This window comes from Gordonibacter faecis (assembly GCF_030077735.1).
Classification (GTDB): Bacteria; Actinomycetota; Coriobacteriia; order Coriobacteriales; family Eggerthellaceae; genus Gordonibacter; species Gordonibacter faecis.
The window spans coordinates 245,126-258,801 of the sequence record NZ_JASJEU010000012.1 but is presented as its reverse complement, the minus strand read 5'-3'; the positions used below and the strand labels follow the sequence as shown (position 1 = coordinate 258,801).

General features: G+C 61.2%; 11 protein-coding genes. 3 read left to right on the top strand and 8 right to left on the bottom strand.

Annotated elements, in window-relative coordinates:
• Positions 1-9 precede the first annotated feature (9 nt).
• Together glmU and nhaA are read right to left on the bottom strand one after the other, a co-directional pair.
• A complete protein-coding gene (gene glmU, locus QNJ86_RS06220) occupies positions 10-1,389 on the bottom strand; it encodes a bifunctional UDP-N-acetylglucosamine diphosphorylase/glucosamine-1-phosphate N-acetyltransferase GlmU (RefSeq protein ID WP_283831739.1) in 1,380 nt (459 codons plus the stop codon).
• A 94-nt stretch (positions 1,390-1,483) separates the two neighbouring features.
• Entirely contained in the window at positions 1,484-3,334 is a 1,851-nt protein-coding gene (gene nhaA, locus QNJ86_RS06215) for a Na+/H+ antiporter NhaA (protein WP_283831738.1), read from the bottom strand.
• A gap of 288 nt (positions 3,335-3,622) precedes the next feature.
• On the opposite strand from nhaA, the gene hpf reads away from it, so the two are divergent.
• Both hpf and QNJ86_RS06205 read left to right on the top strand, forming a co-directional pair.
• Positions 3,623-4,201, top strand: coding sequence for a ribosome hibernation-promoting factor, HPF/YfiA family (hpf, locus tag QNJ86_RS06210; RefSeq protein WP_283831737.1), 579 nt, complete (start codon positions 3,623-3,625; stop codon positions 4,199-4,201).
• Between the two features lie 5 nt (positions 4,202-4,206).
• Entirely contained in the window at positions 4,207-4,425 is a 219-nt protein-coding gene (locus tag QNJ86_RS06205) for an acyl carrier protein (protein WP_283831736.1), read from the top strand.
• Between the two features lie 125 nt (positions 4,426-4,550).
• Here the strand turns inward: QNJ86_RS06205 and QNJ86_RS06200 are convergent, their stop codons facing one another.
• From QNJ86_RS06200 to QNJ86_RS06190, 3 genes are read right to left on the bottom strand one after another with little or no spacing between them, the layout of a single operon-like run.
• On the bottom strand, positions 4,551-5,864 hold the full coding sequence (locus QNJ86_RS06200; protein ID WP_290995618.1) for a bifunctional folylpolyglutamate synthase/dihydrofolate synthase: 1,314 nt from the start codon (positions 5,862-5,864) through the stop codon (positions 4,551-4,553).
• Positions 5,865-5,904: 40 nt separating this feature from the next.
• Positions 5,905-7,395 (bottom strand): NADPH-dependent glutamate synthase, encoded by a 1,491-nt coding sequence (gltA, locus tag QNJ86_RS06195; RefSeq protein ID WP_283831734.1) that lies wholly within the window; start codon positions 7,393-7,395, stop codon positions 5,905-5,907.
• A 2-nt stretch (positions 7,396-7,397) separates the two neighbouring features.
• A complete protein-coding gene (locus QNJ86_RS06190) occupies positions 7,398-8,285 on the bottom strand; it encodes a sulfide/dihydroorotate dehydrogenase-like FAD/NAD-binding protein (protein WP_283831733.1) in 888 nt (295 codons plus the stop codon).
• A 203-nt stretch (positions 8,286-8,488) separates the two neighbouring features.
• Here QNJ86_RS06190 and QNJ86_RS06185 point away from each other — a divergent pair, with 203 nt between their 5' ends.
• Positions 8,489-9,412 carry a magnesium transporter CorA family protein gene (locus QNJ86_RS06185; protein ID WP_283831732.1) on the top strand — a complete coding sequence of 308 codons (924 nt, stop codon included), beginning with the start codon at positions 8,489-8,491 and terminating at the stop codon, positions 9,410-9,412.
• A 145-nt stretch (positions 9,413-9,557) separates the two neighbouring features.
• Here QNJ86_RS06185 and QNJ86_RS06180 read toward each other — a convergent pair whose 3' ends face one another.
• The 3 genes from QNJ86_RS06180 to QNJ86_RS06170 form a co-directional block, all read right to left on the bottom strand.
• Positions 9,558-10,211: a uracil-DNA glycosylase gene (locus tag QNJ86_RS06180; protein WP_283831731.1), complete on the bottom strand. Its 654-nt coding sequence runs from the start codon at positions 10,209-10,211 to the stop codon at positions 9,558-9,560.
• 260 nt (positions 10,212-10,471) lie between these two features.
• Positions 10,472-11,857, bottom strand: a complete 1,386-nt coding sequence (gene alr / locus QNJ86_RS06175) for an alanine racemase (protein WP_283831730.1) — start codon at positions 11,855-11,857, stop codon at positions 10,472-10,474.
• A 118-nt stretch (positions 11,858-11,975) separates the two neighbouring features.
• Positions 11,976-13,673, bottom strand: a complete 1,698-nt coding sequence (locus QNJ86_RS06170; protein ID WP_283831729.1) for a hypothetical protein — start codon at positions 13,671-13,673, stop codon at positions 11,976-11,978.
• Between the last annotated feature and the right edge of the window lie 3 nt (positions 13,674-13,676).

Sequence of the window (13,676 nt, the reverse complement as noted above, 5' to 3'; positions counted from 1 at the left end):
CTTGTTCGGCTACGAGCGGCCCTGCTGGGCGCGTCTTTTTGCGGCCCAGCCCTCAATTTCGCGCTGATCAGGGCGTGTGAGAGCCAGCGCGTCGGGCGCCACGTCCTTCGTGATGGTGGAACCCGCGCCCACCACAGCACCCGCACCCACGGTGACCGGGGCCACCAGCATAGTGTCACTGCCAATGAACGCGCCGTCGCCGATGACGGTGGCGTGCTTGTGCGCGCCGTCGTAGTTGCAGGTGATGGAACCCGCGCCCACGTTCACGTCCTCGCCGATAGTGGCATCGCCAATGTAGGACAGATGCGGCACCTTGGAGCCCTTGCCCACCGTCGACTTCTTGATTTCCACGTGCGTGCCCGCCTTCGCGTTCTCGCACAGATGCGCGCCGGGACGCAGGTAGGCGCGCGGGCCGCACGTGGCGCCGTCGTCGATGCGCGCGTCAACGGCCACCGTTTCGTCCACGACGCAGCCCTGACCCACCAAGGTGTCGGTCAGGCGCGTGTTCGGGCCGATGACGCTGTCTTCCCCCACGCTGGTTTCGCCCAGCAGATACGTTTGCGGCAGCAGTTCCACGTCGCGCTCGATGCACACGTCGGGGCCAATCCACACCTGATCAGGAGCCATCATGGTCACGCCGGCGTCCATATGCGCGCGATTGATGCGCGCCTGCGCCTGGCGAGTGGCCTCGGCCAGCTGTGCGCGCGAGTTCACACCCAGGCACTCGGCGGGCTTATCGGTGGGAAGCGCCACCACGGGACGCCCCGCGGCGCGGCAAATCTCCAGGACATCGGTGAGGTAGAACTCACCCTGGGCGTTGTTGTCGTCCACCTGCGCCAGCGCGTCGAACAGGGCGCGGGCGTCAAAGCAGTAGAAGCCGGAATTGCACTCGCGAATGGCAGCCTCGGCGTTCGTGGCGTCTTTCTGCTCCACGATGCGCTCGACGGCACCCAGCTGGTCACGCACAATGCGGCCATAGCCGTACGGGTCGTCCAGTTCCATGGTGAGCACCACCACAGCGGCGTTGGCTTCCTCGCGCGTTTCCACCAGGCGGCGCACGGTGTCGGGCGTAATGAGCGGACAGTCGCCCGAAAGCACCACCAGCGAACCGTCGAAATCGGCCAGCGCATCTTTGCACACGGCCACGGCATCGGCCGTGCCGCGGCGCTCGGGCTGCACCACCACGTCGGTGTCGGCGGCAACCAGCGGTTCCACCTGTTCACGCTCGTGTCCCACCACGGTAACGACGCGCTCGATGCCCGCACTGCGAGCCGCATCCACAACCCAGCGCACGAGGGGCTTTCCCAGTACCTCGTGCACCACCTTCGGCTTCTTGGACTTCATGCGGGTTCCAGCACCCGCAGCCAACACGATAGCGGCAGCTTCCATGGCGTCCCTTCAATCCCTCGACAGTTTCGACGGTCAGTATAGCGCACGGCCCGCGACCTGCGCCCGAACCTCACGCAGAAGTCAAACGCACGAACTAGCGGTCTTGCCCGCCGCGCGTGGCATCTTCGTTTGCCTGCTCAGGTTTGTCGCTTGGGCCGCCCGACATACCGGTGGTGTCTTCGGCTTCGCGGTGCAGGGCGGCGCGCAGGGCTTCTTCGCCTTCGCTGCGCAGCGCTTCTTCCACGCTCACCAGCGGCGGCTCGCCTTCGTGCTCCTTGAACTGGTCCTGCACCTTTTCCAGCAGCTCGTCCTTGCCCTCTTCGCGCAGCACGCGCACCACCTCGTTGCGCACCGCTTCGCGCACATCCCCGATGGAGCCGCCGCCCAAAAGGCCGCTCTCGCCCAGGTCAACCACAATTTCGAACACGCCGGAGCGCTTCTTCGCTTCCTCGATTTCCTGCTTGATGAGGGGGCTTTCGATGTCGCGCATCATCTCTTCGCTGTCGCGCACGGCATCGCGGTCGGCCGTTTGCAGCAGGTCGTCATCCTCGTTGGCCGGCGTGGACAAATACGCCACGCCGCGCTTCTGAGCCGCCTTTGCCTGCAGGAAGAGGAACAAGAAACCCAGCACGCCCGCCAAAAGCGATGCCGCCAAAATGCCGGCCTTTGCGGTGGTGACCAGCGCCTCGTCGGTGAACGCAAGGTTCGCCACAAAGATGGCCATGGTGAAACCCACGCCGCCTAGGATGGACGCGCCCAGCATGTGCATCCAGTTCACGTTCTCGGGCAGCGACGCCACCTTCAGCTTCACCACAATAAAGCTGAACAGCATAATGCCCAGCGGCTTGCCCACCAGAAGGCCCAGCATCACGCCATAGAGCACCGGGTCGGTGAGGAAGGCACCCAGGTCGGCGCCCACCAGACTTACGTCGGCGTTCGTCAGCGCAAACAGCGGCAGAATGCCGAAGTATACCCACGGGTACAGCCGGTGCTCCAGGCGCGTAGCCGGCGGCACCACCTGGCGCGCGACGCGGCTTAGATCCTGCACGGTTTCAATGTAGCCACCCTGCGCGATGACAGGCGTTTCGGGCTCGTACACCGCGCGCGCCTCGCGCACCTTGTCGCCCGACCAGGTGAGGAAGCTTTTGATGTTCACGCGCGAACCCGACGGAATGACGAAGGCCAGCAGCACACCCGCGATGGTGGAGTGCACGCCCGACATGAACACGCAGTACCAAAGCACGGCTCCCACCAGCAGATACGGAATGAGCGAGTAAATGTGGTTGCGGTTCATCAGCACCAGCACCAGCAGCACCACGGCAGCCGCACCCAGCCACACAAACGAGGGGCTGTGGCCGTAGAAGATGGCGATTACCAGGATGGCAATAATGTCGTCGGCCACGGCCAGCGTGCTCAAGAACACGCGCACGCCGTTCGGCACGCGGTTGCCCAGCAGTGCCAAGATACCCAGAGCGAACGCGATGTCGGTAGCCGTCGGCACGCCCCAGCCGTGCGCAGTTTCGGGGTTCGTGGCGTTAAAGGCCAGGTAGATGGCTATAGGCACCAGTACGCCACCCACGGCGGCAACAATGGGCAGCAGCGCCTGGCGGATGTTCGTCAGCTCGCCCACCGTGAGTTCGTACTTCACTTCCAAACCCACCAGCAAGAAGAAGATGGCCATAAACACATCGTTGATGACGTGCGCAAGCGACATCCCCGCAAACGCGTCGCCAAAAAACACGCCCACTTCGGTGTGCCAAAACTCAAGAAAGCCCTCGTAACCACCCGTGTTCGCCACGATGAGCGCCACCACGGCCGCCACCAGCATGGCACCTGCCGCCTTCGTGGATGAGTGTGTGAACTGGATGAGTTTGCGGTAGCGGGCCTGGTGACCCTGCACTTCGTTGATAAACAGCTTCTCTTTGCCTGATGCATTTGATGCCATAGGTGCCCTATCTGTTGGTTCTTCGCCGGTTTTTCTCTTACCGGTATTATCACTCAAATGCCCTTGTCGGCGGCACAATTGACAGGCGTTTACAACTCGATTTCACAACGTGAGGAGAAATACCCTGCCGCAACTCAGCGTTTTGCGCTATGCTGTACCTGTCAGCTTCGGCGTGAGGAGTCGGCCCCAGGACAATGCATGAGCGGCATATCGGATCCGCCCGCATGGTCTGAGGCGGCGCCCGCACCAAGCTGTTTTTTATTCGCCACGAGGTAAGAGGTGGGTGCTATGAGCATTACCGTAGCCGGACGCAAAATGCCTGTAACTGATGCACTGCGTCAATACGCCGAAGAAAAAATTGGGAACTCGATGAAGGTCATGGACATCGACCCTCTGGTTGCCGAAATTGTCCTGTACGTTGAGAAGAATCCTTCCAACCCCCGTCCGGCCTGCTGCGAAGTCACCCTTCGCACGAAAGGCCACATCATCCGCGTGGAAGAGTACGAAGAGGACATGTACGCGGCCATCGACGTGGCCGCCGCCAAGGTGGTTCGCCAGCTGCGCAAGTACAAGACGCGCGTCATCGATCGCAAGCTGCGCGCCGAGGGCGAGACCATCCGCGTTGAGCCCGGCCCCGTGAGCGAGCTGGATGTTGACGGCCTGATGAACGAACTCACGGCCGACGAAGAAGTTGTGCGCGTGAAGGAGATCGAGTTCGAGCCGCTGACCGAAGAGGAAGCCCTGGTGAAGATTGACCTTCTGGGTCATGACTTCTTCGCGTACACCGACCGCGACTCCGGCATGGTGAACGTGCTGTATCGCCGCTCCGATGGCGGCTATGGCCTGCTGAAGCAGAAGGAGGACTAGCCCTTATGGCTACTATCGACACCGTCAAGAACATTTTGAACGAGAACCTCGACATTGATCCTGCCGAGGTGACCGAAGAGTCCACGTTCGAGTCGCTGGGTATTGATTCGCTGGACATGGTGGAACTCATCTGCGATTTGGAAGAGGCTTGCGAAGTGGACTTCGGCGAGCCCGAAGGCCTGAACACGGTGGGCGAACTGGTGAGCTACATTGATTCGCTGTAAGCTTTGCTGCGATAGCTGATTGGACGGACCCGCGTTGTGCGGGTCCGTTTTTTTGTGGGCTGGTTTGGCGGGGCTGCTGGGGGGGGTGGCGCGGGCTTTGGGCTTGTTGTGCGAAGCCTGGGGTTTTACGCTTCCGCGGCGGCTGCTTTGAGGGCCGCCACGGAGTAGAGGCTGCCGAACGCGCAGATGAGGCCCTGCGCACCGGCGAGTTCGCGGGCGCGTGTGAGGGCGTCGGCCATGTCGCGGGCAATGTAAGGCTTCACGCACGCCGAGCAGCCCAGCATATCCTGGCCGGTCCACCTAATTGCGCGCGCCAACTTGTCGGCGGTTAGGGCGCGCGGGTTGTCGGGCGTTGTGCACACGAAATCACTGCCGTGCGGCAAGATGGTTTCGAGCATGGTGGGATAATCCTTATCCTCCAGCACGCCGATGATAAACACGGGCTTCTGGCCAGGGAATACGTCTTCGAGCGAATCGACGAGCGCGCGAGCACCCTGCGGGTTGTGCCCGCCATCCACCACGATGGTCGGACGGCCCTCCCCTGCGTCCACCACTTCGAACCGGCCAGGCCACGCGGTGTTCGCAATGCCCGTGGTTATCGCTTCGTCGCTGATGTTCCAGCCGCGTGTGCGCAGCGCCTCCACAGCTTCGAGCGCGAGCGCGGCGTTCGCTGGCTGGTAGCTGCCAAGAAGGCGCGTGCGCAGGTGGCGGCCCTTGTAGTTGAATGGGCGCGAGGGGCCGCCGGGTGCGTTCCAGTCGACGGGCTCCACAATCAGTTGCGCCGGGTCGGGCATGGTGAGCGTGCTGCCGCAGGCTGCGGCAGCTTGTTCGATAACTGCGAGCGCTTCGGGCTCCTGCGGCCACGACACCACGGGCGCGTCGGGCTTCACAATGCCCGCCTTCTCGCCCGCAATGGCAGCAAGCGTCGTGCCCAAAAGCTTCGTGTGATCAAGCCCGATGCGCGCGATAACGGACACCTCGGGCGCTTCGATCACATTCGTGGAATCAAGCCGACCGCCAAGGCCCACTTCCAGCACCACAATGTCGCAGCCGCTCCGCGCGAAGTGCTCAAGCGCAACGGCAGTCATCAGCTCGAACTCCGTGGGATGGTCGGCCATGGCTTCGGCCTGCTCACGCACCGCAAGCGTGACCTCGGTCAGCTCATCCAGCGTGATGTTCTCACCGTTCACACGAATGCGTTCTTCGAACGTAATAAGGTAGGGGCTGGTGAACAGCCCCGTGCGATGCCCTGCCGCCTGCAACACCGACGCCAGAAATGCGCAGGTAGAGCCCTTACCGTTCGTACCCGCCACATGCACGAACTTCAGCCGATCCTGCGGCCGCCCCAACCGCTCAAGCAACTCCCGAATCCGCTCAAGCCCCAACCGAGACGCCAACCACCGCGGCTCATTGATATACCCCACCGCATCAAACGCCATGGCACCCCCAAACCTTTTCATGTGCTTACGAGCTTTGACCTTATTCCTTCGTCAAATACTCGGCGATGCCGGTGGCGGCTCGTTTGCCGGCACCCATGGCGAGGATGACGGTGGCGGCGCCGATCACGGTGTCGCCACCAGCGAATACGCCGGGCTTTGAGGTGGCGCAGGTGCCCTCATCAGCCACAATGAGGTTGCGCGACGTCACTTCCAGGCCGGGTGTGGTCTGCGCGATGAGGGGGTTCGTCTTTGAGCCCACGGCCATAACCAGCATGTCACAGTCGATGACGAACGCGCTGCCCTCGACCGGCTGCGGTCGACGACGGCCACTCGCGTCGGGCTCGCCCAACTCCATGCGTACGCATTCCACACCGGTAACCCAACCCTTGTCATCGCCCAAGATGCGCGTCGGGTTCGTGAGCAGCTGGAAGTCGATGCCCTCCTGTTCCGCATGGTGAATCTCTTCCGCGCGAGCCGGCATTTCCTCGCGGCCGCGGCGGTACACCACCGTGACCTCGGCACCCAGGCGGCGCGCCGTGCGGGCCGCGTCCATGGCCACGTTGCCACCACCCACCACCACGCACTTCTTGCCGGCATACACGGGCGTTTCGTATTCGGGGAAGCGATAGGCCTTCATCAGGTTCACGCGGGTCAGAAGCTCGCTAGCCACCATGGAACCGTTGAGACCCTCGCCTTCGATACCCAGATAGCCCGGCAGACCAGCGCCCGTGCCCACAAACACCGCGTCGAAACCGCGTTCACCCATGAGCTCGTCGATGTCGTACAGCTTGCCCACCAGGGCATTCATCTCGAAGGACACGCCACTGTCGCCCAGCTTCGACGCCTCACGCTCAACGATGTGCTTCGGCAAGCGGAACTCGGGGATGCCGTAGGTCAGCACGCCACCCGCCTTGTGCAGCGCCTCGAACACTGTGACCTCACAACCGCGTTTTGCCAGTTCACCCGCGCAGGTAAGCGACGCGGGGCCCGAACCCACCACGGCAACGCGCTTGCCGATGAGATCCTTCGACACCGCGCCTTCCGCGTTGCGCCAAATGCTGCAGGCAACCTCGTCGCCCGCGGCGCATTCCTCGCGCAACTCGTCCATGGCCTTCGCCGCCTCGGCCGGATGCGTGAACGCCCAGTCGGACACGAAGCGCTCCAAGCGGCCGATGCCCACCGGCTCGCCGTTCTTGCCGCGCGTGCACACGCCTTCGCACTGCGTTTCCTGCGGACACACGCGCCCGCACACCGCGGGCAGTGCGTTTGCGCCCTTCACGATGGCGTAGGCGCGCGCGAAGTTGCCTTGCGCCACCTGCTCGATGAAGCGCGGAATAGGCACGCCCACCGGGCAGCCGCTCACGCACGGCGTGTTCGGGCACTGAATGCAGCGGCGCGCCTCGGCAACGGCCTCTTCCTCGGAATACCCCAGCGCCACCTCGTCAAACGTCTTCGAGCGCTCGACCGGATCCAGCTCGGGCATGGGCACCATCGTCTTTTGCTTGTTCGCCTCGTAGCTCATACGTGCCATTGCTAGGCCCCCTTCCGCTCGTCGGTGGCGTGCGCGGCCGCATCGCAGTCGCGCGCCTCCGAGGCCAGCCGGCCCTCTGTCGCTTCGCGCGCTGCCGTCTCGAACGAGCGGTACATCACGCCGCGACGCATAGCGTCGTCGTAGTCCACCAGATGGCCGTCGAAGTCCGGCCCGTCCACGCACGCGTGCAAGTACTCGTCGCCCACCTTCACGCGACAGCCGCCACACATGCCCGTGCCGTCAATCATGAGCGGGTTCATGCTGACCAGCGTCTTAATGCCGTAGGGCTTCGTGGTGGCCGCCACAAACTTCATCATGATGACGGGGCCCACCGCAAGCACTATATCGTAGTTCGCGCCCTCGTCGATGCGCTGCTGCAGCGCGGCCGTCACCAGACCCTTGTTGCCGTTGGAGCCGTCGTCGGTCATGATGATCTGGCGCGTGGAGTGTGCGGCTATTTCGTCTTCCAGAATAACCAGGTCGACGTTGCGGAAGCCGGTGATAACGTCCACCTCGCAGCCGTGCTCAAACAGCCACTTGGCCTGCGGATACGCAATAGCCGTTCCCAAGCCGCCGCCCACGACGCACGCCCGGCGCGCGCCCTCAAGTTCGGTGGGATTGCCCAGCGGCCCCGCGAAGTCCAGCAGCACGTCACCCGCCTTCATCTGCGCCAGGCGCATGGTGGTAGCACCCACCGCTTGGAAGATAATGGTGACGGTGCCCGCTTCCGGGTCACAATCGTTCATGGTGAGGGGGATGCGCTCGCCCGCTTCGTCGATGCGCAGCATAATGAACTGACCTGGCTTTATCTTGCGCGCAATCTCTGGGGCGCGCACGACCATGCGGGTGACCTCCGCGTTGAGCGGCTCAACTCGTTCGATGGGATACACGGCTCCTGCCCTTCTTCGTTATAAAAGAAGCAGCACCGTTTCTGCCCGATGCCGCTTCCCGTGAGGTGTCAGTGGCATTATACCGACACTTGCGCGGTACCAATGTTTCGATTGTGTTACCCGCCGGTCAAGGGCACGAAAACGCCCCGGATGCGCCGCTTGCCTATAATCGAAGGCGTCCGCGGCAGGCGCAGGAGCGAAAAATGGCGAAAAAGTACGTGTTACGAGAGCATTTGACGGCGGTACCCTTCAACGAACCGATGAAGCCGGACGAACCCGTAGTGGAGGTGCTCACGTCAGCCGAGTTCGCACATCTCAGTTTCGCCGACCGCCAGATGCAGGATGCAGTGCGCACGCTGGCCACCGTGGAGAACACGTACCTGGATGTGTTCCCGGACTGTCTCATTGGGTCGTTTGCCGTACCGAGCAAGGATTGCGTGCTGTGCGACCTGGAGTGTTTCGCGTTCTACCTGGACAAAACTCACCTGCTGTTTCTCGATGAGCAAGACACGTGTATTCGTCTGCTTGACGCTATTGCCAAGCAAGGGTTCGTGAAGGAGCCCACCGTGGCCCACTGCCTCTTCGAGTTCATGAAGCAGCTGGTGAAGGGTGACTTGGCGTTTCTCGCCGACCTTGAAGACCGCATGGAAGACGTGGAGGAAAGTATTATCGACCGCGGGCTGGAGGGAACAAGCCGCCAGATGCTGTGGTATCGCCGCATGCTGCTGCGCATCGACACCTATTACCAGCAGCTGGTCGACATGGCCAGCAGCCTGGCGGACAACGAGAACAAGCTGCTCACTCACGAGGAAAGCCGTCTGTTTCTGGTGTTCGAACGCCAAGCCGAGCGTCTGCTGAAGCGCTCGCTCACGCTGAAGGAGTACAGCCTGCAATTGCGCGAACTCTACCAGACGCAGATTGACATCAAGCAGAACGACACTATGCAATTCTTCACGGTGATCACCACCCTGTTCGCCCCGCTCACGCTTCTGACCAGCTGGTTCGGTATGAACTTCACCCACATGCCCGGCCTCAACTGGCCCTGGGCCTACTACGTAGTAATAGCCGTCTCCGTTGCCATTGTGACCCTGGAACTCATCCTCTTCCGCCGCAAGAAGTGGCTGTAGAAAATAACGAAAGAAAAGAGCGTTTTTCTTTCACAAAGGGGTTCTAACGAAAGAAAACACGCATTTTTTTCGTTAGGAGGCGAAAAACTAACACTAACGAAAGAAAACTTTCATTAGCGTTAGTTTGTGGGACGCGTGATGGTGGTTAGAGGAGCGTTGGTTGGTCTATGGCGGGGGTTGGGGTTGGGTCGGACGGCTCTTGCGGGGCGGGGTCTGCGGCGGCCGCTTGGGCGGCGTCGCTGGCTCGCAGGAGTTCACCCAAGGTGGCGAAGTCGTTTTCGAGGGCCTCGCGCTTTGAGCCATCGTAGATGGCGGCGGCGGGGTGGAAGATGGGGAACACCTTGAACTTGCCGGCGCGTTGCAGCGTGCCATGCAAACGCGTGATGCCGATCTCCGTTTTCAGGATGAACTTCGTGGAGAAGTTGCCCAGCGTCACGATGAACTCGGGGTCGATGGTGCGCGTCTGTTCGCGCAGATACGGCGTGCAGAGTTCAATTTCCTCCGGACGCGGATCGCGGTTTCCCGGCGGACGACATTTCAACACGTTCGCGATGAATACGTCGTCGCGCTCAAGCCCTGCGATGGCCAGCAACTCGTTGAGGTACTGACCGGCCTTGCCCACGAACGGCACACCCTGCAAGTCCTCATTCTTGCCGGGCGCCTCGCCCACAATGAGCACGCGCGCCTTGGGGTTGCCCGCCCCGAACACCGTCTGCGTGCGCCCATCGGCCAGGGGGCACTTATGACACCCCTCCACCTGCGCCCGAATTTCCTCCAAAGGAATATGCGGCTTAGGCATAACTTTTCCTTCCTTTTACCTTTTTTACTCGCGACTCGCAACGCGAAGGGCCGGGGGTACTCACCAAGTGGGTTTCCCCACGAGCCTCGCGTGGCAGACATCTTGTCATCCTGAGCGAACGAAGTGAGTCGAAGGATCCCGTGTGGTGCCAACAGTAAGGCTTCCTGCTATCGCCGCTCGGGATCCTTCGACTACGGCGGCTTCGCCGCCTCCGCTCAGGATGACAGATGATTGCGCCTTCTACCTCTTCTCCGATCAGGTTACACATACACCCTCGGCATGCGGTGCGAAAAGCCGATGGACAGTTCGTAGTGAATTGTCCCCAGCGTGTTCGCCATGTCGTCGAGCGTTACCACTGAGTCGCCCTGGCGACCCACCAGTAGCACCTCGTCGCCAATTTGCGGGTCGATGCGGCGGCGCGTGCCGTAGATGCGCATGTCCACCTCGAACATGCACTGATCCATGCAGATGTTGCCCACCTGACGGAACCGCTGACCAGCCACGATAAAGTCCGTGCGCCCCGAAAGCCCGCGGCGCAGGCCGTCGGCATACCCCACGGGGATGGTGCAAATCTTCACGCTGCCGGGGCTGCGGTAATTCATGCCGTAGCTCACGCCCTCGCTCATGGGCACCAGCCGCGCATCGGTCACGCGCGCGTGCACGCTCATGACAGGATGCAGTTCAATAAGGTGGCGCGTCTCCTGACACGGATGCAGGCCATAGAGCGCAATGCCGGGGCGCACCATGTCAAAGTGCACGTCCGGATAGCGAATGGTGGCAGCCGAGTTTGCCGCGTGTATGATGCCGGGGTCCACGCCCGCCGCGCGCATGCCCGACAGCGCCTCCAAGAAGCGCTTCGTCTGAATATGGAAGTCCAGCGTTTCGGCCGCGTCGGCTGTGGCGAAGTGCGTAAACGTGCCCACCAGATCGAGCGCACGATGGAAGCTTACCTGGTTGAGGAACTCCACCACCTGGTCGTAGCGCACGCCAATGCGGTTCATGCCGGTGTTCACGGCCAGGTGATACGGCGCGCGAATGCCGTACGCGTCGGCCGCTTCCGCATACTGAATGGCGAAATCGGGCTCGTAGATGCTCGGCATCACCTTGTAGCCCAGCAGCAGCGGAATGGCCGAAATGGGCGGCTGCGACAGTACCAGCACCGGCGCGTTCACCAGCGCTTCGCGCAGCTCAATGGCCTCTTCCACCGTGGCCACGCCCAGGTACTCTGCGCCGGAATTGAGCGCCGTCTTCGCGCAGCGCACCGCCCCGTGGCCATAGGCATCGGCCTTCACCACCGCCATGACGCGCACGCCGTGGCCCACATGCTGCTTAATAGCGGTGACGTTGCGCCGAAACGCGTTGAGGTCGATCTCAGTCCAGGCCCAGCGCCGGTCGGTGGCGGGAATCAGGCGCAGCTTGTCGGGGTCGAAGTTCGCCGCACCCCCGTTCGGCCGCGCGTGATCGCGCGCGTACTGAAACGCCCCTTGCGCCCCGCGACTGTACGGAGCCGGCGTGCCCGCCAGCGCTGCCGCGCCCGTGGGGCCGTAGCCGCCGACGGGCGTGTGCCCTACCGTCGCGCTGGCGGGCTCAAAACCAGGCTTGCGTTTCGCGAATCCGGTGAACCCGTTGGGAAGCTCTTCTGCCATGCCGTCCTGTCCTCGCCGTCGCCTTTCGTTTTCGCGCACCAGTATAGCACTGGGATGCGGCCCTCACGCGGCTTCCCTCAAACGATGCTCGGCAACAGGTGCAAGGTGAGTATATTCGTCACTTTCCCGAAGAGGCACGCGAGAATACCTCCGACGGGGTTGTCTCAAAGAAGGTAACCGTGCTGCCCGGAGAAGCATAGACAACATGGTAATCGCCGAACGTCCACACGCCCATGGTCCTCGCTCCGTCCAGATCGGTTTGAACCCCCCTTGAACCGTATGTTTTCATGCCCTTGGGGCCGATGTTCTCAATGGTGTAGCCCACGTTGGTGTAGCCGCTCGTCAGTTCGCCCCATTGCGCCGACGAGAAAAAGAGTGGCACGACCTCAGTGTCGGCGAACGTGGGAGCATCCGCCTTGCAGATGAAACTCCTGCCCACCAGACTCTCGGGCGCCGCGCCTTCACTCATGGTGGTGTCGAACAGTTCGTTCATGAGATCGCTGCCGTAGTAGCACACTGTTTGATCGCTGAACTCCTGCTTCTTGAGTTCGGGCTTACCGTCCGCTCCCGGGGTTATGAGCAAGGAGGACGCAAGGTACGGTAGGGTGGCCTCTGGGGCTAAATACCACAGAGATGAGGGGTTTGCCATAGTCGCCCATTCCGCTTTATCTTTCATGGTTAATGCCAAAATGCGCGAGAAGCCTTGCGGCATTGCAGTCGGTTCACCAGGATCCTGCGCATAAAGCAGCATGACATCGATAGTACCAGCCTCAGCGCATACTTCAGCAATATTGTTTCCATCGTAGAACGTCGCCCACATAAAAGGCTTTTCGATGATGTATTGATCCATCGGCTCAGGCAGCCCTGTTTCCTGCCACATATACTTCACCAATGCCTCATGTATTTGCGAAGCCTGGCGACTATCGCGTTTCGCAATTCCATCCGGCACATCAACAGCGAATTGCTCAATATCATATTCAACGAAAACCGCTGTCCCATTTTCGTCTTCGGCAAAACCAACTCCTTGGACAGGGAAGCCGTCAACAATATACTTATCGTTGGCCAACTTCACCTCAATGCCGTATTTGTTTTGACAATAGTCAATGGCAGCCTTGCTCGCCGCGCTCTTTTGTTCCGGCGTGAGAGCCTTGTTGCCGCTTGGCTTATTGAAGGACATGTCGCCATCCGTGTTCACCACAAGGCTTGCGATTATCCCATCGTAATACTCCGGGTCGGCATCATACACAGCCTTGGGAAGCGCTAGCTGAACAGCCGCAACGACCTGGCCATCAATTTCAACGTAATATTCGCGCATCATAGAATTGTTCAGATCTATACCGTAGACGAGCGCATCATGTCCATTCAGCTTGAAGCGTTCAGGGTCCAACCGCACGGCATTTTTGGTGGCCTCTAACATCATGCGCTGCATTTCATCCATATCATCAGGATTCCGATTTCTCGCTTCTTCATACTTGGCTTGTATTGCATCAAGCCCACCGCCATTCGGATCGGTCACCTGCGAGACAGTGAAAGATACCGTCATGTCTTTATTCATAAGCGTTGAAGTTATCAAATCCATGCCTTCGGGCAGGAAGGGACCATTTCTATTCTCACCAAACACGGAAAACTCGTCAGGATACCCCATGGACACGGGACCAACGGTTATCGTGTTGGGAAAGTCTTGCTTTTTGTCGATGTTGTTTGTTTCGGTGGTGGCGCACCCGGTGAGTGCGAGAAGAAGGAGGGTGGCAATGCCCAGGAGGAGTCCCTTCGCCGCCCTGCTGTGCCGCCGTCGTGCGAATGCGATCGTGCTCATGAT